This is a genomic window from Bradyrhizobium sp. USDA 4541 (assembly GCF_024171085.1).
GTDB classification, from domain to species: Bacteria; Pseudomonadota; Alphaproteobacteria; order Rhizobiales; family Xanthobacteraceae; genus Bradyrhizobium; species Bradyrhizobium australafricanum.
This window is the reverse complement of record NZ_JALJZF010000001.1, coordinates 1579471-1598768: the sequence shown is the minus strand read 5'-3', so window position 1 is coordinate 1598768 and position 19298 is coordinate 1579471. Positions and strand designations below refer to the sequence as shown.

Genomic DNA, 19298 nt, shown 5'->3' with positions numbered 1-19298 from the left:
GGGTCGGGGTCATGCCTCGATTCCAGCAATTGCCTTGGCAAAATCCTTCGCCGCGAAGGGCGCGAGGTCCTCGACGCCTTCGCCGACGCCGATGAAATGCACCGGCAGCTTGTGCTTCTCCGACAGCGCGACAAGGATGCCGCCGCGCGCCGTGCCGTCAAGCTTGGTCATCACGAGCCCCGTGACGCCTGCCGTACGATGAAACGCCTCGACTTGCGACAACGCATTTTGTCCCACCGTGGCGTCGAGCACGAGCAGCACCGCGTGCGGCGCCGACGCATCGACCTTCCTGATGACGCGCACGACCTTTTCCAGCTCGTTCATCAGCTCGGACTTGTTCTGCAGGCGGCCGGCGGTGTCGATCAGCAGCACGTCGCGCTGCTGCTCCTTGGCCGCGGTCAGCGCGCTGAAGGCAAGGCTCGCCGAATCCGAGCCCTGGGCGCCTGATATGACCGGCGACTTGGTGCGCTCGCCCCAAACCTTGAGCTGCTCGATCGCCGCGGCGCGGAAGGTGTCGCCGGCGGCCAGCATGACCTTGCGGCCCTCGGCGGAGAATTTCGCGGCCAGCTTGCCGATCGTCGTGGTCTTGCCGGAGCCGTTGACGCCGACCACCAAGATGACGAACGGCTGCTTCGCGGTATCGATCTCGAGCGGCTTCGCCACCGGCGACAGCACCTTCTCGACCTCGGTCGCGACGACGTCCTTGACCTCGTCGGCCGAGATCGCCTTGTCGTAGCGCCCCTTGCCGACAGCCTCCGCAATGCGGACCGCGACATCGGTACCGAGATCGGCGCGCAGCAGCACATCCTCGATGTCATCGAGCATGGCCGAATCGAGCTTGCGCTTGGTGACGAGGTCGGCGACCGCGGTCCCGATCGAACTCGAGGTCCGCTTCAGGCCGCCCTTCAGCCGCTGCCACCAGCTCTGTTTTGGAGTTCCCGCAGTGGTATCGTTCATGGCGCGGACGTGTTAGCCGTTTCGGCCCATAAACGAAAGTCTCGACGAATTGATCGATGTTCCCCAACTAACCGCGGAAGAAATCCTGGGCCGGGTGCTCCACCGCGACGGCCTGATGCTGGTGATCGACAAGCCGGCCGGCCTGCCGGTGCATCGCGGTCCCAAGGGCGGCCCCAATCTGGAGGCCTCGTTCGAAGCGCTGCGGTTCGGCCTGCCGCGGCCGCCGGTGCTGGCGCATCGGCTGGACAAGGACACCTCGGGCTGCCTCGTCCTGGGACGTCACCGCAAGGCAACCGCCTCGCTCGGGCTGTTGTTCAAGCACAGCAAGATCTCGAAGACCTATTGGACCGTGGTCGAGGGCGGCCCTGCCGAGGATGAAGGCACCATCGACATGCCGCTCGGCCGGCTCAACGCCGAGCGCGGCTGGTGGCAGAGGCCGGACCCGGATGGCCAGAAGGCGATCACCAACTGGAAGGTGCTGGGGCGTGGCGATGGCCTCACCTGGCTCGCGATGGAGCCGGTCACCGGCCGCACCCATCAGCTGCGGGTGCATTCGGCGGCGATGGGCTGGCCGATCGTCGGCGACAATATCTATGGCAATGGTCCGCGCTTCGGTGAGCCGACCCTGCATCTGCATTCCCGCGAGATCGGCATCCCGATCTCCAGGAACAAGGACCCGGTGCATGTGGTCGCGCCGGCACCCGAACACATGCGGGAGCGGCTCAAGGCCTGCGGCTGGAACGGGCAGTAGCCCCCGTGATTTTACGGAGAATTATCCTTTACGGAACATTCAGGCCCATCCGCTAGTCCTGAAGGCAGCTTAGAAAAGCGCGCTGCGACGGCTCAGGACGAGCAATGCTGAATGATGGACAAGCAATTGTCGACGAGGTCGAGGCTGCGATACGCGCCGGCTCCGCCGATAAATGCCTGGCCACGGCAAGGCGCGTCACCAGCCTCTTCCTCGCATCCGCCGGCAAGTTCAACAGCGAACAGATCGAGCTGTTCGACAACGTGCTCGAGCGTCTGGTGAAGACCATCGAGTTGCGCGCGCTCGCTGACATCAGCGCCCGGATGGCGCTCACCGACATCAGCGAGCAGCTCGCACCGGTCGCCCAGGCACCGCCCGCGATCATTCGCCGTCTCGCCAGCAATGACGAGATCAGGATCGCGCGGCCGATCCTGCAGGAATCGTCGCGGCTCAGCGCGGACGATTTGGTCGAGATCGCACGGACCAAGAGCGAGCAGCATCTGCTCGCCGTCTCCGGCCGCTGGTGGCTGAAGGAGGTCGTCACTGACGCGCTTCTGGCGCGTCGCTTTGCGAGCGTGAGCCACCGCCTGGTCACCAATCCCGGCGCCAAAGTATCGCCGGGCGGATTTGCCGTCATCCTCGCGCAGGCCGAGCACGATCCGGTGCTTGCGGTCGAGACCGGCATTCGCGCCGACCTGCCGTCGGAGCTCCGCCTTCAGCTCCTGCGCCGCGCGACGGAAGAGGTTCGCGGCCGTCTGCTGGAACGCGCCCCGCCCTATCTGTTCGAAGAAATTCGGCATGCGATCGCAGCGGTCGCCGCCGGCGTCGAGCGCGACATGTCGCAAGTCCGCGACTTCACCGCGGCCAAGCACCACGTCGCGAAGCTGAAGGACGACGGCGAGCTCAACGAAGCCTCACTGCTCGGCTTCGCCAGGCAGCGAAAATATGAAGAGACCATCGTTGCGCTGGCGTATCTTGCGCAGTCGAACATCGAGGTGATCCGCTCCCTGATGCAAAGCCTGCGCAGCGAAGGCCTGCTGGTGCCGTGCCGGGCGGCAGGCCTGAGTTGGGATACCGCCGCCGCGGTGATGGAATGTCGCTATACCACCGGCTCCATGGGACCGGTCGAGCTCGCCCGTGCGAAGAGCCAGTTCACGAAATTGACCCGCGAAAACGCCGATCGCCTGCTGCGGTTCTGGCAGGTTCGCGCGTCGCAGCCGGCAAGGCTGGGCGGGCGCACGCACTGAGTGCGTCATGCACGATGCGCATGTAGAGATTCAACCTGTCAAATAGCTGGTTCAGTATCATCACATGCGAAATGCAGGTGTCCGCTGCTCCGGACGCGCCATGCGCGGCTCCCCACATTCGTTGTCGTGGCGAAAGCCTGGACCTATAACCACCGCATTCTGTGACCGTGCGAGATCGCGGCCCCAGCGTCGCGCAGCAATTGAGATCTGGGGTAATGGGCCCCGGCCTGCGCCGGGAGAACAATGGGAGCGAACTTTCTCAGCGGCCCGATGCAATGAGCCGCGCACCGTCATGGCCGCGGATAGTCATCGCGCGTACCATGCCCGGCACATCTCTCTCGATCGCGACCGGCAGGAAGTGCTCGGTGCGGCCTTGCCGCTCGCTCTCGATCAGCACCTCGCGCATCGCGCCGACTTCCGCGTCAAGCCGGCGCAGCAGCGCGGCTTCGCCTGCCGCGCGCAGCCGCCTGGCGCGCTCCTTGATCGCGCCGCCATCGACCTGCGGCATCCGTGCGGCGGGCGTTCCGGGGCGCTTCGAATAGGGAAACACGTGCAGGAAGGTAAGATCGCATTCCGCGACCAGATCGAGCGAACGCGCGAACATCGCTTCAGACTCGGTCGGGAAGCCCGCGATGATGTCGGCGCCGAGAGCGATGTCCGGCCGCAGCCGGCGGACCTGCGCACAGAAATCGATCGCGTCCTTTCGTGAATGCCGGCGCTTCATCCGCTTCAGGATCATGTCGTCGCCGGACTGCAACGACAGATGCAGATGCGGCATCAGCCGCGCATCGTCGGCGATGACATCGAGCAGGTCGCGATCCGCCTCGATCGAATCGATCGACGAGATGCGCAGCCGCTTCAGCTCGGGCACATGGCGCAGGATCTGCCGGGTCAACTGGCCGAGTTTTGGCGCGCCCGGCAGGTCGGCGCCATAGCTCGTGAGATCGACGCCGGTCAGCACGATCTCGGCATGGCCGCGCTCGACCAGCGCGCGGACCTGATCGACCACCGCGCCCATCGGCACCGAGCGCGAATTACCGCGGCCGTAGGGGATGATGCAGAAGGTGCAGCGATGATCGCAGCCGTTCTGCACCTGCACGAATACGCGAGGCAGGCCGCGCTCGAAGCCGTCGAGCAGATGCGGCGCCATCTCGGTCACCGCCATGATGTCGGCGACCGCGACCTTCTCGCTCGCATCGATGCCGAACGGCGCCTCGAATGCTGAACGTGTCACGCGCCACGCCTCGCCGCGCATCTTCTCGTCATTGCCGACGACGCGATCGACCTCGGCCATCTCGGCGAACATCTGGCTTTGCGTCTGCGCCGCACAACCGGTGACGACGATGCGCGCATGCGGGCGTTGGCGTTTCAACTTGCGGATCGACTGCCGCGCCTGCGCCACCGCCTCGTTGGTGACGGCGCAACTGTTGATGACGATGGCATCGGTAAGCCCGGCCTGCTCCGCCTCGCGCCTGATCACCTCGGATTCAAATGAATTGAGGCGGCAGCCAAAGGTGACGACATCGACGCCCATAACCGATCTCACGCCCGATCAAGCGACGCTGGCGAATAGCGCCGGATCGAAGCGGCCCTCATATTCGAAATCGGCGGTGCCGGTCATCAGCACGTGATCGTCGCGCTCGCGCCACTCGATGCCGAGCTTGCCGCCGGGCAGCGTGATCTCGACGCTGCGATTGGCACGCTTCAGCCGCGCCGCCGCAACCGCCGTCGCGCAGGCCGCCGAGCCGCACGCTTTGGTGAGACCGGCGCCGCGCTCCCAGGTGCGGATCGTGATGTGGTCGCGATCGACGATATGGGCGAGGGTGATGTTGGCGCGCTCCGGAAAGATCGGGTGGTTTTCCAAAAGCGGCCCGAAACGTTCGAGGTCGTAGGCATTGACGTCGTCGACCCAGAAGATCGCATGCGGATTGCCCATCGAGACCACCGAGGGCGAATGCAAGACCGGATTGTCGATCGGCCCGACCTGCAGCTCGATGTAGCGGGTGTCGCGAAATTCCTCAGCCAGCGGAATGTCCTGCCAGCCGAACTTCGGCGCGCCCATGTCGACGGTGTAGAGATCGGGCGCCGGCCCCTGCCAGCAATTGAGCAGGCCGGCGCGGGTCTGGAACGTCGCTGATGTCTGGCCGGTCTTCTCGAAGATCCGCCGCACCACGCAGCGCATGCCGTTGCCGCAGGCCCCGGCCTCCGAGCCGTCATTGTTGTAGATCGAGATGAACGCTTCGGTGCCGTCGAGCCGAGGCGGCTGCAGCACCATCAGCTGGTCATAGGGCACGCCCGCCGGCGAAGCCACGGCGCGCGCCTCCGCCGCCGACACCTGTGCCCGACCTTGTGCCGCTGAATCGCGCAGGTCGACGACGACGATCTCGTTGCCGATGCCGTTCATCTTGGCGAATGCGTGATTGGCGAGCGCGCTCATCGATTTTCCCAAATTCTGCCCGGTTATATGGCGAGTGGTGGCCAGTTAGCCAGCCTGAATGGCCCCATGACACATCTGTCATGGGACGAATGCAGAACTTGCGTGTTAGGAATATCGCACCTCGCGGACCGCGCGCCGGGACAGATCGAGCGGCCGTTCGAGGCAGGGGATGGAGAAAAACCAATGAACCGTATCAACACGCTCCGCGCGGCCCTGGTCGCGCTGCTGCCCTTGGCCGCGATCGCACTGGCAAGCCCGGCCCCTGCCCAGTCGCCGTCAGCCTCGCCCGCTCCCGCAGCGAGCCCGACCCCTGCCCCTGCACCGTCGGCGACACCGGTGCCCCCGCCGGCCGAGACCAAGTCGCCGGCCGACAGCCCGGCCGCAGCGCAGACCCCGGCGCCGGCGCCGGCAGCCCCGGTGCAGACCGCCGATCCCTTCGGCGAGCCGTTCACGCTGGAGCCGAAAAAGGTCGTGATGCTGAAGGGCACGGCCAATTGGGATTCCGCCTTCGACGCCCTGATCGAGGCGTTCAAGCAGCTCACCGCGCTGCTCGACAAGGACGGCGTCAAGGCATCGGGCAATCCGATGATCGTTTACACCTCGACCGACGACACCGGCTTCACCTTCATCGCCGAGATCCCGGTCGATCAGGACGTTAAGAACCTCGGCAAGAACATGAGCATGGGCAGTTCGCCCGACGGCAAGGCGCTGAAGTTCGTCCATCGCGGTTCCTACGACAACATGGACAACACCTATGAGGCGATCACCAACCACCTCGACGACAAGAAGCTCGAAGCCAAGGACACCTTTATCGAGGAATACATCACCGATCCGCTGAAGACCGCGGAGGACAAGCTTGTGATCAACGTCTACGTACCCCTGAAGTGAGCCAGATGACCCATCGCCTACCGCTTGGCCTCCCCGTTGGCCTCTCCTTCGCCGCCACCCTGATCGCGACCACGCTGCTGGCTGCGCCCGCACTGGCGAATGACGACTTTCCGCCGGCGGTTTCGGTCACCGGCGAGGCGACCGTGTCGGCGCCGCCCGACCAGGCGCAGCTCGACGCCGGCGTCACCACCGACGCCAAGACCGCACGCGAAGCCGCCGAAGCCAACAATGTGACGATGGGCAAGGTGCTGGCCGCGCTGAAGGGCGCCGGGATCGCGGAGAAGGACTTTCAGACCTCGCGGCTGTCGCTGCAGCCGCAATTCGCCAATCGTGGGCCGTCGTCGCCGAACGCCCCGCCCAGCATCGTCAGCTACCATGCGAGCAATCGCGTCACGATCAGGCTGCACGATGTAAGCAAGGTCGCCAGCGTCATCGACGTGCTGGTCGGCGCCGGCGCCAACGATATCGGCGGGCTCAATTTCTCGGTGTCGCAGGCCTCGAAGCTGCTCGACGAGGCGCGCGAGAAGGCGATCGCCGACGCCCGCCGCAAGGCCGAGATCTACGCCAAGGCCGCCGGCGTCACGCTCGGCGCACCCGTGAATATTGCGGAGGTCGGCTCGGCGCCGGTCCCGGTGTTCCGTCCCAAGATGGCAACGGCCGGCTTCGCCGCGCCGACGCCGGTGGCGCAAGGCGAGGAAACACTGACGGTCAATGTCAGCGTCTCCTGGGCGATCAAGGAGAAGTAATTCAAGGCAGCCAATTGACGTCGTCCCGGCTTTCGCCGGGACCCATAACCACCGAGTTTAGTTGTGAACGGAATCGTGGCCCCAGCGTCGCGCAACAATTAATATTTGGGGTAATGGGTCCCGGCCTTCGCCGGGACGACAGCATTTAGATTTCGAACACCTGCCCGGGCTTCAACGCGACAAACTTCCCGCGCGGCACCTTGGCGGCGTCGAGCGCTTCGCCAAGCGCGATCGCGGGCGCGTCGATCGCCTCGTCGGTCAACTGGAATGTGCCGTGGTGATGCGCCAGCGCCTGGGCGGCGCCACAATCGGCCAGCGCCTTCACCGCATCTTCCGGGTTCATGTGCTGGTCGCGCATGAACCAGCGCGGCTCATAGGCGCCGATCGGCAGGATCGCGAGCCTGAGCGGGCCGTGCGCCTCGGCCACCCGGCGGAAATGCCCCCCGTCCCCGTAGCCGGAATCGCCGACGATGTAGAGCTTGCCGGCCGGCGTCTCCAAAACAAAACTCGCCCACAGCGCCTTGTTGCGATCGAACAGGCCGCGCGCCGACCAGTGCCGCGTCGGCACCAGCGTCGCGGCAAGGCCATTGCCGAGCTCGGCGCGCTGATGCCAGTCGAACGCCTCGGCTTTGATCGCGGCATCGGATGCGCGCATCGTGACGTCGTTGCCGAGCGGTGTGATCACGCGAGGACCAAATGCCCCCGCGAGCTTCGACAGCGTCGCGACGTCGAGATGGTCGTAGTGGCCGTGCGACACCAGCACGACATCGATCCTGGGCAGTTTATCGAATGCGATGCCGGGATCGTTGTGCCGCTTCGGCCCGGCGAAGCTGAACGGCGAGGCCCGCATCGACCACACCGGATCGAACAGGATGTTGAGGCCCGCGGTCTGGATCAGCCAGCTGGCATGACCGACGAAACAGAGCCGCACCTTGTCGCCCTCGACGCGGGGCGGCGGCGTATCGGCATGGGGGCTCGGCGCCCATTCCGGCCAGACTGCGCGCTTCCGGCCGCCCCCGAACTGCCAGCGCAGCACCTCACCAAGCGATTTCGGCGGCGAGCCGTCCGGATCGAAGAAGTGCAGGCCGTCGAAATGATCGGACACGGGGCCGTCGTAGGTTTTCATGGTCGTCATCCAGATCGAGGGCACACCGATCGCTGCGGCGGCTCCGGTCAAGGTTGCGAGAAGGCGGCGGCGGGTGATCAGCACGCGGGTTCCGGAATAGGAGGCAGGCTCCGGTTATATGGGTGGCAGCGGCGAATTCGGAACCAATAGGGCAAATCGACGTGATTTCAGTACCTTACTGTCCAGACTGAGCGGATTTCAGCGAAACTTTCCTTGACTTTGCCGCCCCGGCAGCGTTTAACCCGGCCACTTTCTCGGAAAGCTCCGTCTTTTCGACCCGCCGACTGGTCCTGGAGGCCAGAGGCCAACGCCCGACAGCGCGATGCGCCCTCGGGCGCGAAAGTGTTTGGATTTCCTTCTCCCTCGCCCCGCTCTTGCGGGGAGAGGGTCGGGGTGAGGAGCTCTCTCCGCGCACTGTGCGTGTGGATAGCCCTGTACCCCCTCACCCGCCGCGCAAATGCGCGGCGACCTCTCCCCGCAGGCGGGGAGAGGTAAAAGAGGACAACGGCATTGTTCGACAATCTGTCGGAACGGCTTGGTGGCATTCTCGATCGTCTGACGGGGCGCGGTGCGCTGACCGAAAAGGACGTCGATGCCGCAATGCGCGAGGTGCGCCGCGCGCTGCTCGAGGCCGACGTCGCGCTCGAGGTGGTCCGTAGCTTCATCGACCGGGTCCGCGAGCAGGCGATCGGCGCCACCGTCGTCAAGTCGGTGACGCCGGGCCAGATGGTGGTGAAGATCGTCCATGACGAGCTCGTCGCCACGCTCGGCTCCGACGGGCAGACCATCGACATCAACTCCGTGCCGCCGGTGCCGATCATGATGGTCGGTCTGCAAGGCTCCGGTAAGACCACCACCACCGCAAAGCTCGCGCGCCGCATGGTCCAGCGCGACAAGCGCAAGGTGCTGATGGCCTCGCTCGACGTCTACCGCCCGGCGGCGATGGAACAGCTCGCGGTGCTCGGCCGCGACCTCGACATTCCGACGCTGCCGATCGTCGCCGGCCAGATGCCGCCGCAGATCGCAAGGCGCGCGTTGGAGGCCGGCAAGCTCGGCGGCTACGACGTCGTGCTGCTCGACACCGCCGGCCGCACCACGCTCGACGAAGACATGATGAAGGAGGCGGCCGAGATCAAAGCCGCCGCCAACCCGCACGAAGTGCTGCTGGTCGCGGATAGCCTCACCGGCCAGGACGCGGTCAACCTCGCGCGCTCGTTCGACGAGCGCGTCGGCCTCACCGGCATCGTGCTGACGCGCGTTGACGGCGACGGCCGCGGCGGCGCCGCGCTGTCGATGCGCGCGGTCACCGGCAAGCCGATCAAGCTGATCGGCACCGGCGAAAAGACCGACGCGCTGGAAGACTTCCATCCGAACCGCATCGCCGGCCGCATCCTCGGCATGGGCGACGTGGTCTCGCTGGTCGAGAAGGCCGCCGCCAATATCGACGCCGAGAAGGCCGCGCGCACCGCCGAACGCATGCGCAAGGGTCAGTTCGACCTCAACGACATGCGCGAGCAGCTGCAGCAGATGGCGAATATGGGCGGCATCGGCGGCCTGATGGGCATGATGCCCGGCATCTCCAAGATGAAGAACCAGATCGCGGCGGCCGGCATCGACGACAAGATCCTGAAGCGCCAGGTCGCGATCATCGACTCGATGACGCGGCAGGAGCGCAAGAACCCGGACATCCTGAAGGCGAGCCGCAAGAAGCGCATCGCGGCAGGCGCTGGCCAGAGCGTCGAGCACGTCAACAAGCTGCTGAAGATGCACCGGAACATGGCCGACATGATGAAGGCCATGGGCAGCGGCAAACGCGGCCCGCTCGCCGGCATCGCGCAGGCGATGGGATTCGGCGGCGGCATGAAGCCGCCCTCGGCCGAGGAGATGAAGGCGCTCGCCGAGAAGATGCAGGGCGGCGCCGGCGGCGGCCTGCCCAATCTGCCAAAGGATTTGCCGGCCGGGCTGCGCGGCGGCTTGCCGAACGTGCCGGGCCTAACCGGCCTTTCCGGCAAGCCGATGCTGCCGGGCCTCGGCGGTTTCCCGGGCAAGAAGAAATGAGGAATTCGTCGCGACGGCTCGTATACGGTCGGCGCGACGCGGAATGCCAATCAATCGAACACATCGACCTTTGAAGGAGAACTGAATGTCCGTTGTTATCCGCCTCGCTCGCGCAGGCACCAAGAAGCGTCCCGTCTATCACGTCGTCGTCGCCGACTCGCGCTTCCCGCGCGATGGCCGCTTCATCGAGCGTCTCGGCCACTTCAACCCGTTGCTGCCGAAGGACAACGAGTCGCGCCTGAAGCTCGACATGGACAAGGTGAAGGCCTGGCTCGCCAAGGGCGCGCAGCCGTCGGATCGCGTGACCCGCTTCCTCGACGCCGCCGGCGTCAAGAAGCGCGCGCCGCGCAACAACCCGGAAAAGGCCGTGCCGCGCAAGGAGCGCAAGGCGCAGGCCGAAGCCGCCGCCAAGGCTTAAGGCTGAACGGCGACCACGGTGGCTGCACCGGTCTGTGTCGCCCGTATCGGCGCTGCGCATGGCGTGCGCGGCGCCGTCAGGCTTTGGACCTTCACCGAAGATCCGCTGGCCGTGAAGGACTACGGTCCGCTGATGACCAAGGACGGCACGCGCCAGTTCGAGGTCACGCATCTGCGTGAGGCCAAAGACCATCTGGTGGTGACGCTGAAGGGCGTCGCCAGCCGCGATGATGCCGAACGGCTCAACGGGCTCGAGCTCTACGTTCCGCGCGACCGGCTGCCGGACACCGACGACGGCGAATACTACCACACCGATCTGATCGGGCTCGCCGCGGTGACGACGACGGAGCAGCCGCTCGGCAAGGTGATCGCGATCCATAATTTCGGCGCCGGCGACATCATCGAGATCGCCCCGCCGCAGGGCGCGACGATGCTGCTGCCGTTCACCAATGCCGTGGTGCCGACTGTCGATCTCGACGGTGGCCGCGTGGTGATCGACCTGCCCAAGGAAATCGACGGCGACGATCCGTCGGCGGCCTGATCGAAAATAATCTTCAACCCGTCATCCGGCCCTGCTGCTCGAGCCAGTCGCAGAACACCGCGCTGTGCGGATCGTTGCTGCGCCCCGCCGGGAAGTAAGCGAAGTAGCTCCGCGCCGGCAGGCTGACATCCGGAAACGGCGTCACCAGGCGCCCGGCCGCGAGATCGTCCGCGATCAGCGCGGTCGGTCCCATCGCGACGCCGAGACCATCGAGCGCGGCCTGGATCGTCAGATAGAAGTGATCGAAGGTCAGCGCGGCCGCCGGCTCCAGCGCGGATTGCCCGGCCTCGGTGAGCCAGTCGCGCCACAGCCGCGGCATCGACGTGACATGCAGCAGCGTGTGCCTGGAGAGGTCCGCGATCTCATTGAGCGGCAGCTGCCCCAATAGCGACGGACTGCATACCGGCAATCTCCGCTCCGACACCAGGAAGCGTGACGAGAAGCCGTGGAAGGTGTCGGGGCCACCGCGGATCACGACGTCGAATGATTCAGACAACGCATCCACCGGATCGTTCGACGTGCTCAAGCGTACCTCGATATCCGGATGCTCGGCGCGAAACCGGCTCATCCGCGGCAGCAGCCAGCGCAGGCTGAAGGTCGCGAGCGCATTGACGCGCAACACCGCGACCGCCAGATCGCCGCGCCGCTCGCGATGCTGCTGCACGGCGGCGGAAATCCGGTCGAGCGCGGGCGCGAACTCTGCCAGCAATGCCGCGCCTGCCGGCGTCAGCACCACGCGCCGCACCGATCGCCGAAACAGCGACGGCGCCCCCAGCCATTCCTCGAGCAGGCGGATCTGCTGACTGACCGCGCCATGGGTCACGCTGAGCTCGGCGGCGGCCTCCTTGAAGCTGCCGAGCCGTGCGGCGGCCTCGAAGGCGCGGACCGCATTGAGCGGTGGCAGGCTGCGGCGTGGGACGAACATTGACTCCTCAATACAAGATTTTCTAACGCATGATCCGATTATTACTGATTTGTGACAACAGCCTTGGCGGCGCATACTGCCATGCAAGCTACTTGTACGGCTTTCTTTTCTGAGGTCCCCGCCTGATGCCCGCCCGCCCCAACTTTAGATTTTCTTGCACAGGAGGGCGGCAATGAGCGTGTCGGCCGAAACTGGCACGGCGCGGCCCGACCGTGCCCGGTCAACCCGCACCCTGACCGTGACCGGGCTCAACCACGCGCTCCACGACGGCTACACCGACGTCATCTACGTGCTGCTGCCGGTCTGGCAGGCCGAATTCGCGCTGAGCTACGGGCTGCTGGCGCTGCTGCGTGGGCTCTATGCCGGCGCCATGGCCGGGCTGCAGATTCCGGTCGGACGCATCGCGGAGCGGATCGACGGCAAGATCATCCTGATCGCGGGCACGGCGCTGTCGGCGCTCGGCTACGCGTTTGCTGGATTCTCCGGCGGTGTCATTGGCCTCGGCCTGGCGCTCGCGCTCTCCGGCGCGGGCTCGAGCACGCAGCATCCGATCGCATCGGCCGCAGTGTCGCGCGCCTATGGCGCGGCGGCGCGCGGGCCGCTCGGCATCTACAATTTCTCGGGCGATCTCGGCAAGGCGGCGATCCCGGCCCTGACCTCGATCCTGCTGGTGATCATGTCGTGGCGGCACGCGCTGCTCGTGCTCGCTCTCGCAGGCTTGCTCGTCGCGGTCTGCATTGCGCTCTGGATGCCGGCCGTCGGCAAGGGCGCCGAGCACAAGGCGGCATCAGCATCGCGCGGCGCCAGCACAGGCCGCGGCTTTCACTGGCTGCTCGCGATCGGAATTCTCGACACCGCGGTCAGGATGGGCTTTCTCACCTTCCTGCCGTTCCTGTTGCGCGACAAGGGCGCCTCGCTGCCGACCAACGGCCTTGCGCTGGCGCTGGTCTTCATCGGCGGCGCGGCGGGAAAATTCACCTGCGGATGGCTCGGCGCGCGGGTCGGGACGCTGCGCACGGTGCTGATCACCGAAGGTGGTACGGCGGCGCTGATCGTGGCCGTGCTGGTGTTGCCGCTGGCGCCGGCCATCGTGCTGCTGCCGCTGCTCGGCGTGATGCTCAACGGCACCTCCTCGGTGCTCTACGGCACAGTGCCCGAGCTCACGCCGGCACACCAGACCGAGCGCGCCTTCGCGCTGTTCTACACGGGTACTATCGGATCGGGCGCCGTCGCGCCTGTTATCTACGGCCTGCTTGGCGACGCGCTCGGCCCGTCGCTCGCGACCGCAGCAACCGCGCTCACGGCGCTGGCGATCTGTCCGCTTGCCGTCGCGCTCGCGCGGCATCTCGCTGACGATCCGACGACGGCGTGACCATAACGTGGGTTAGCCCGTAGCCCGGATGAAGCGCAGCGCAATCCGGAGCCGCTCGTCATTGCTTGCGTGATTCCCGGATTGCGCTTCGCTCCATCCGGGCTACTTAAGCAATGGTCTCACGGAGCATCCCAATGACAAGCACGCACAAGGCCTGGCGGCTGCACGCCCACAACGATCTGCGCTTCGAGGATGTCACGACGCCGATGCCCGCGCCCGACGGCGTTGTGGTGCGGATCGAAGCCGGCATGGTGCTGTCCTACACCAACAGGCTGCTGTCCGGCGCACTGCCCTACAGCCTGCCACCGATGCCGTTCGTGCCGGGCACCAACGCGATCGCGCGCGTCGTCGCCGCCGGCGACAACGTCACGCACGTGCAAAGCGGTGACCGCGTGTTCCTGAGCCCGCATCTGCGCGGCGACGTGCCGGATCGCGATCCGCCGCAGATCCTGATCGGCCTCACCGCCACGGTGACGACGCCGGAGGCGCTCGCATTGCAGGCGCGCTGGCGCGACGGCGTATTCGCGGAGATCGCGCACTGGCCGGCCGCCTGCGTTACGCCACTTGCCAATCTCGACGATAAGCGGGCGACCGAGCTGATCGGGCTCGCAAAACTGATCGTGCCGTTCGGCGGCTTGCAGCGCTCCGGCCTGCGCGGCGGGCAGACCATCATTGTCAACGGCGCGACCGGCTATTTCGGTTCGGGCGGCGTGATGCTCGCGGTCGCGATGGGCGCGGGCCGCGTCGTCGCCGTCGGCCGCAAGGAGGCCGCGCTCGAGCAGTTGCGCGACGCGTTCGGCCCGCGCGTCATTCCCGCCGTCGTCAGCGGCGATGCCGCAGCCGACCTTGCGGTCATCCGCCGCGCCGCTGGCGGCAGCGCCGATGTCGCGCTCGATCTGCTCGGCGCCGCCAAGAGCACCTCGACCACGCTGTCCTCCCTGCGCGCGCTCAGGCGTGGCGGCCGGATGGTGCTGATGGGCAGCGCCGAGGTGCCGCTCGAACTCTCGTTCCGCGAGATGCTGGCCAACGACTGGGAGGTGGTCGGGCAGTTCATGTACGACCGCACGGCACCAGGCCAGCTCGCCGGCCTCGCCGCCGAAGGCCTGCTGGACCTGCGCAAGATCAATGTCGCGACCTTCAAGCTTGCCGACTTCCGACGCGCGGTGGACGCGGCGGCGATCATGCAGAGCCTCGACCTCACGGCCGTGGTGCCGTAACCAGAGGCCATGACATCGCAAGACACCCCGGCCCAGGCGACACCATGGCGCGCCACCGTGCTGACCCTGTTCCCAGACATGTTTCCGGGGCCGCTCGGCGTGAGCCTCGCCGGCAAGGCGCTGGCTGGCGGACTCTGGGCGCTGGAAGTGCGCGACATCCGGGCCTCGGCCACCGACAAGCACCGCAGCGTCGACGACACGCCGGCGGGCGGCGGCCCGGGCATGGTGCTGCGGGCCGATGTGCTGGCAGCGGCGATCGACGCCGCCGATATCGCGCTTAGCCGTCCGCGCCTGCTGATGAGCCCGCGGGGTCGGCCATTGAGCCAGGCCCAGGTCGCGGAGCTTGCGGCCGGCCCCGGCCCACTCATCGTCTGCGGCCGCTTCGAGGGCATCGACCAGCGGGTGATCGAGGCGCGGGGCCTCGAGGAGGTCTCGATCGGCGATTATGTGCTGTCCGGCGGCGAAATCGCCGCGATGGCCCTGATCGACGCCTGCGTCCGCCTGCTGCCGGGGGTGATGGGCAAGCAGGCCTCGGGAACCGAGGAAAGCTTTTCCGAAGGACTACTGGAATACCCGCAATACACCCGCCCGCAGGAGTTCGAGGGCAGGCAGATCCCGGAAATCCTGATTTCCGGCGATCACGCCAAGGTCGCGGCCTGGCGGCTGGCCCAATCCGAGGCCCTGACGGCGGCCCGGCGGCCCGATCTCTGGGCCCGCAAGGCCGGCCAAAAAGCCGCTCCGCGCCGGACAAAAAACACGACAGACGGGTGACAAACCCTGCGCTTTGCCTTATACGGGCGGCCAAATCCGCACCCGCGCAGGATAGATGGACGTTTGCGCAGCCCCCATACAGGCTGGGCGCGCCGCCGATGGAGATTTCGATGAACCTTATTCAGCAGCTCGAAAAAGAGCAGTTCGACAAGCTCGCCGCCACCAAGGATATCCCGGAATTCGGCCCCGGCGACACCGTCATCGTCAACGTGAAGGTGGTCGAAGGCGAGCGTACCCGCGTGCAGGCCTATGAGGGCGTTTGCATCGGTCGTTCCGGTCAGGGCCTCAACGAGAGCTTCACCGTGCGCAAGATCTCCTACGGCGAAGGCGTCGAGCGCGTCTTCCCGGTGATGTCGCCGATGATCGACTCGATCAAGGTCGTGCGTCGCGGCAAGGTTCGTCGCGCCAAGCTTTATTATCTGCGCAACCTGCGCGGCAAGTCGGCCCGCATCGTCGAGAAGCAGGACCGCCAGACCGCCGTTGGCGAGTAACGTTTCCCTCAGGGGATGTGACCAAAAGCGCGGGGCCTGCCCCGCGCTTTTTTGTTGCGGCGTGCCTATCTGACTTGCAGGCCCGCGCAATCGATCGATTGTCGCCGCTATGAGCCCTGTGTTAGAAATTTAGAATGGTTCCGGATCAAGCAAGCAAGCGCTGTCCAAGTCAGACCTGCAAGCGCGTCGTGATCGACGATCGCTCGCGGCTGCCCGGCCGCTTCTTCGGTCGCTTTGCGACGTCGGCAACGTCCGAGCTTAGACGCGCAGCGTAACGCTGCCTGGACGCTTTCGCCTGCTCGCGCGCTTAAGACGCGCTCATGTCATCCCACCACTGAATTTCTTCTGGAGCTGAAGCTCATGTCCAAACCGACCACGCTGTACGACAAGATCTGGAACGACCATCTGGTCCACGAGGCCGACGACGGCACCTGCCTGCTCTATATCGATCGCCACCTGGTGCACGAGGTGACCTCGCCGCAGGCGTTCGAAGGGCTGCGCGCCGCCGGCCGCAAGGTGCACGCGCCCGAGAAGACGCTCGCCGTCGTCGACCACAACATCCCGACCACCGACCGTTCGAAGCCGAACCCCGACCCTGAAAGCATCGAGCAGATGCGGGTGATGGCCGAGAACGCCAAGGAATTCGGCATCGAGTATTACAACGAGTTCGACAAGCGCCAGGGCATCGTTCACGTCATCGGCCCGGAGCAGGGTTTTACGCTGCCCGGCACCACCATCGTCTGCGGTGACAGCCACACCTCGACGCATGGCGCGTTCGGCGCGCTCGCGCACGGCATCGGCACCTCCGAAGTCGAGCACGTGCTGGCGACGCAGACGCTGATCCAGAAGAAGGCCAAGAACATGCGCGCGATCGTCGACGGCAAGTTGCCCGAAGGCGTGACCGGCAAGGACATCATCTTGGCGATCATCGGCGAGATCGGCACCGCCGGCGGCACCGGCTACGTGCTGGAATATGCCGGCGAGGCGATCCGTGCGCTCTCGATGGAAGGCCGCATGACGGTCTGCAACATGTCGATCGAAGGCGGCGCGCGCGCCGGCCTGGTCGCGCCCGACCAGAAGGCGTTCGACTTCCTGCGCGGCCGCCCGAAGGCGCCGAAGGGCGCCGCCTGGGACGCCGCGATGCGCTACTGGGAGACGCTGCGCTCCGACGAGGGCGCGCATTTCGACCACGAGATCCGGCTCGATGCGGCCAAGCTGCCGCCGATCGTCACCTGGGGCACGAGCCCTGAGGACGTCATCTCGGTGACCGGCTTCGTGCCCGATCCCGACAAGATCGCCGATGAGGCCAAGCGCATCTCCAAGCATCGCGCGCTGAAATATATGGGCCTGACCGCCGGCACGAAGATCACCGACATCAAGCTCGACCGCGTCTTCATCGGCTCCTGCACCAACGGCCGCATCGAGGACCTGCGCGCTGCCGCGAAGATCGCCGAGGGCAAGACCGTCAACGGCAATGTCAACGCGATGATCGTGCCGGGCTCCGGCATCGTGAAGGAGCAGGCGGAAGCCGAAGGCCTCGACAAGATCTTCATTGCGGCCGGCTTCGACTGGCGCGAGCCAGGCTGCTCGATGTGCCTTGCGATGAACCCCGACAAGCTGAAGCCGGAAGAGCGCTGCGCCTCGACCTCGAACCGCAACTTCGAGGGCCGCCAGGGCTTCAAGGGCCGCACCCATCTGGTGTCGCCCGCGATGGCCGCGGCCGCCGCGATCGCCGGACACTTCGTCGACGTCCGCGACTGGCGGTAAGGTACGCGCCAGATTCTTTTTTGACGCGTTTTCTTCACGCGAACCGGGGCCACTTCGCTCGAAAACGCTATTGCTTCGTCTCAAGCTCGAGCCGTTTCGGAAACGGCTCGTTAACGGGGCGCACGCAAACTGCCTCCTTGCGAAAACAAGCCTTCGCAAGGAGCGCGTGCCGTGGCCGATAAACCCGAATTCGTCGACATGATCAGCGACGCGACGCGCCAGAAGCGCCGTCGTGCCGTGGCGCGCATCATCGATCCGCTTCCCGAGGTGAAGGAAACCTCGCGCCTCAGCCACTGGCCGCCGGAGCGCTGGACGCAATGGCGGATGGAAAACCTGACGCCGTGGAAGATAAAGTCCTGGAAGCTGAAGAACTGGGACTAACGCCCCTTTCTTGACGCGTTTTCTTCACGCGAAGCGGCGCCCACTTCGTTCGAACACGCTCCAGCGCGCAAAGAGAGGGACCCAACAAGACGGGCGCCGTGAGGCGCCCGCTGTCATTTCAAACTTTACCAATAGACGCGATACGGCCGCCAGTAGTGGCGGTGGTGCCACCACGGCCGGCAGATCCGGCGCGGTCCGTAATAGGTCCAGACCACCCGGCAACGGCGGTGATGATAATAGGCCGGGTAATAGTAGGACGATCCGTAGAAGAAGCGCCGGTGATGGAAGTGCCGGCGGTAATAGGGCCGATAGCCGTAGCGGTAACCGCCGCCGTAGAAGCGGTGGTAGCCACCATAATGGCGATGGAAGCCGCCATAGCGATAGCCGCCATGGAACGCCGGCGCGGCGCGGATGCCGCCACCACGGAAGCCGCGGCCGTGAAATCCGCCGCCGTGGAATCCACCACCGCGGAAGCCGCCACCATGAAAACCTCCGCCGCCGTGGCCGCCACCGCCGTGCCGGACCTGGGTCGTCATGGCATCGGCCGCAGACCTTGCCGCGGGCGCGGCGGCCGGGCTTGCCAGCGACAGCGCTTCGGCGCGCTGCTGCGAAGCAACCGACAATGCGAAGACAGCGGCCGCCGCAACGCCGAGACGGCGCACCAATCCGCGCCGCAAATAGCTCTCCCTCATCTCTGAACCTCCCTGACAACGGCAACGAGCACCAAGCTGCATGGCAGCCGGTTTCATTGCGTTCATTGCAGTCGCTCCCGGCATGACGCTAGAAATCGCTGAGTGAATGCGCCATGAACGCGCAAAACGCTGCGGCGAAACGTCCGGGAGAAACGTCAGTGACTGTCTATGTGATCGTGCAACTCAAGATGACCGATCGCGCCGCCTATGATCGGTATCAGGCGCGCTTCTTCGACGTATTCAGGAAGTTCAACGGACGCCTGCTGTCGGCCGACGAACAGCCCGCGGTGCTCGAGGGCAGCTGGGATCGCGACAAGCTGGTGCTGATGTCATTCCCTGACGAAGCCGCATTCCGCGCCTGGTCGGAGTCGCCCGAATATGTCGAGATCTCCAGGGATCGCAAGGCGGGTGCGCAGGGCATTGTGCTGCGGGCGAAGGGCTTCGCGCCCTGAGGCGGACGGAGCAGCTCCGATCCGAGAGCTGCTCTCTTGTTGCACGGCTGATGTCGCGCACGGCG

At 65.9% G+C, this 19298-nt stretch carries 20 protein-coding genes; 14 read left to right on the top strand and 6 right to left on the bottom strand.

Annotated elements, in window-relative coordinates; translation table 11 throughout:
• Positions 1-9: 9 nt before the first annotated feature.
• Entirely contained in the window at positions 10-957 is a 948-nt protein-coding gene (ftsY, locus tag J2R80_RS07560; RefSeq protein ID WP_038384709.1) for a signal recognition particle-docking protein FtsY, read from the bottom strand.
• Positions 958-1006: 49 nt separating this feature from the next.
• Between ftsY and J2R80_RS07555 the strand changes: the two genes are divergently transcribed.
• Complete coding sequence (locus J2R80_RS07555; RefSeq protein WP_253638306.1) at positions 1007-1708, top strand: RluA family pseudouridine synthase; 702 nt, start codon at positions 1007-1009, stop codon at positions 1706-1708.
• A gap of 104 nt (positions 1709-1812) precedes the next feature.
• Complete coding sequence (locus J2R80_RS07550; protein ID WP_253638305.1) at positions 1813-2952, top strand: DUF2336 domain-containing protein; 1140 nt, start codon at positions 1813-1815, stop codon at positions 2950-2952.
• Between the two features lie 259 nt (positions 2953-3211).
• Here the strand turns inward: J2R80_RS07550 and mtaB are convergent, their stop codons facing one another.
• Both mtaB and dapF read right to left on the bottom strand, forming a co-directional pair.
• Positions 3212-4486: a tRNA (N(6)-L-threonylcarbamoyladenosine(37)-C(2))-methylthiotransferase MtaB gene (gene mtaB / locus J2R80_RS07545; protein WP_253638304.1), complete on the bottom strand. Its 1275-nt coding sequence runs from the start codon at positions 4484-4486 to the stop codon at positions 3212-3214.
• 18 nt (positions 4487-4504) lie between these two features.
• Complete coding sequence (gene dapF, locus J2R80_RS07540) at positions 4505-5389, bottom strand: diaminopimelate epimerase (RefSeq protein WP_253638303.1); 885 nt, start codon at positions 5387-5389, stop codon at positions 4505-4507.
• A 183-nt stretch (positions 5390-5572) separates the two neighbouring features.
• Between dapF and J2R80_RS07535 the strand changes: the two genes are divergently transcribed.
• Together J2R80_RS07535 and J2R80_RS07530 are read left to right on the top strand one after the other, a co-directional pair.
• The gene (locus tag J2R80_RS07535; protein ID WP_253638302.1) at positions 5573-6277 is read left to right on the top strand and encodes a GyrI-like domain-containing protein; all 705 of its coding nucleotides are present in this window, start codon (positions 5573-5575) and stop codon (positions 6275-6277) included.
• Positions 6278-6282: 5 nt separating this feature from the next.
• On the top strand, positions 6283-7023 hold the full coding sequence (locus J2R80_RS07530) for an SIMPL domain-containing protein (RefSeq protein WP_253638301.1): 741 nt from the start codon (positions 6283-6285) through the stop codon (positions 7021-7023).
• 145 nt (positions 7024-7168) lie between these two features.
• Here J2R80_RS07530 and J2R80_RS07525 read toward each other — a convergent pair whose 3' ends face one another.
• Entirely contained in the window at positions 7169-8233 is a 1065-nt protein-coding gene (locus tag J2R80_RS07525; RefSeq protein ID WP_057020942.1) for an MBL fold metallo-hydrolase, read from the bottom strand.
• A 426-nt stretch (positions 8234-8659) separates the two neighbouring features.
• On the opposite strand from J2R80_RS07525, the gene ffh reads away from it, so the two are divergent.
• The 3 genes from ffh to rimM all read left to right on the top strand — a co-directional run bounded on the left by ffh (position 8660) and on the right by rimM (position 11165).
• Positions 8660-10207 (top strand): signal recognition particle protein, encoded by a 1548-nt coding sequence (gene ffh / locus J2R80_RS07520; protein WP_018269389.1) that lies wholly within the window; start codon positions 8660-8662, stop codon positions 10205-10207.
• Positions 10208-10292: 85 nt separating this feature from the next.
• Positions 10293-10625, top strand: coding sequence for a 30S ribosomal protein S16 (gene rpsP / locus J2R80_RS07515; protein WP_016847621.1), 333 nt, complete (start codon positions 10293-10295; stop codon positions 10623-10625).
• 18 nt (positions 10626-10643) lie between these two features.
• Positions 10644-11165, top strand: coding sequence for a ribosome maturation factor RimM (gene rimM / locus J2R80_RS07510; RefSeq protein WP_057020943.1), 522 nt, complete (start codon positions 10644-10646; stop codon positions 11163-11165).
• Positions 11166-11178: 13 nt separating this feature from the next.
• Here rimM and gcvA read toward each other — a convergent pair whose 3' ends face one another.
• Complete coding sequence (gene gcvA / locus J2R80_RS07505) at positions 11179-12090, bottom strand: transcriptional regulator GcvA (RefSeq protein WP_057020944.1); 912 nt, start codon at positions 12088-12090, stop codon at positions 11179-11181.
• A gap of 172 nt (positions 12091-12262) precedes the next feature.
• Between gcvA and J2R80_RS07500 the strand changes: the two genes are divergently transcribed.
• The 6 genes from J2R80_RS07500 (at position 12263) to J2R80_RS07475 (ending at position 18089) form a co-directional block, all read left to right on the top strand.
• A complete protein-coding gene (locus tag J2R80_RS07500) occupies positions 12263-13462 on the top strand; it encodes an MFS transporter (protein WP_253638300.1) in 1200 nt (399 codons plus the stop codon).
• A 134-nt stretch (positions 13463-13596) separates the two neighbouring features.
• Positions 13597-14679 carry a zinc-binding alcohol dehydrogenase family protein gene (locus J2R80_RS07495; RefSeq protein ID WP_253638299.1) on the top strand — a complete coding sequence of 361 codons (1083 nt, stop codon included), beginning with the start codon at positions 13597-13599 and terminating at the stop codon, positions 14677-14679.
• Positions 14680-14688: 9 nt separating this feature from the next.
• Positions 14689-15450, top strand: a complete 762-nt coding sequence (gene trmD, locus J2R80_RS07490) for a tRNA (guanosine(37)-N1)-methyltransferase TrmD (protein ID WP_253638298.1) — start codon at positions 14689-14691, stop codon at positions 15448-15450.
• Positions 15451-15560: 110 nt separating this feature from the next.
• A complete protein-coding gene (gene rplS, locus J2R80_RS07485; protein ID WP_018269387.1) occupies positions 15561-15941 on the top strand; it encodes a 50S ribosomal protein L19 in 381 nt (126 codons plus the stop codon).
• Between the two features lie 360 nt (positions 15942-16301).
• Positions 16302-17708 carry a 3-isopropylmalate dehydratase large subunit gene (gene leuC, locus J2R80_RS07480; protein ID WP_057020948.1) on the top strand — a complete coding sequence of 469 codons (1407 nt, stop codon included), beginning with the start codon at positions 16302-16304 and terminating at the stop codon, positions 17706-17708.
• 171 nt (positions 17709-17879) lie between these two features.
• Complete coding sequence (locus J2R80_RS07475; RefSeq protein ID WP_016847629.1) at positions 17880-18089, top strand: hypothetical protein; 210 nt, start codon at positions 17880-17882, stop codon at positions 18087-18089.
• Positions 18090-18214: 125 nt separating this feature from the next.
• Here the strand turns inward: J2R80_RS07475 and J2R80_RS07470 are convergent, their stop codons facing one another.
• On the bottom strand, positions 18215-18781 hold the full coding sequence (locus tag J2R80_RS07470; RefSeq protein WP_253638297.1) for a hypothetical protein: 567 nt from the start codon (positions 18779-18781) through the stop codon (positions 18215-18217).
• A gap of 158 nt (positions 18782-18939) precedes the next feature.
• On the opposite strand from J2R80_RS07470, the gene J2R80_RS07465 reads away from it, so the two are divergent.
• Positions 18940-19233 (top strand): DUF1330 domain-containing protein, encoded by a 294-nt coding sequence (locus J2R80_RS07465; RefSeq protein WP_253638296.1) that lies wholly within the window; start codon positions 18940-18942, stop codon positions 19231-19233.
• Positions 19234-19298 lie beyond the last annotated feature (65 nt).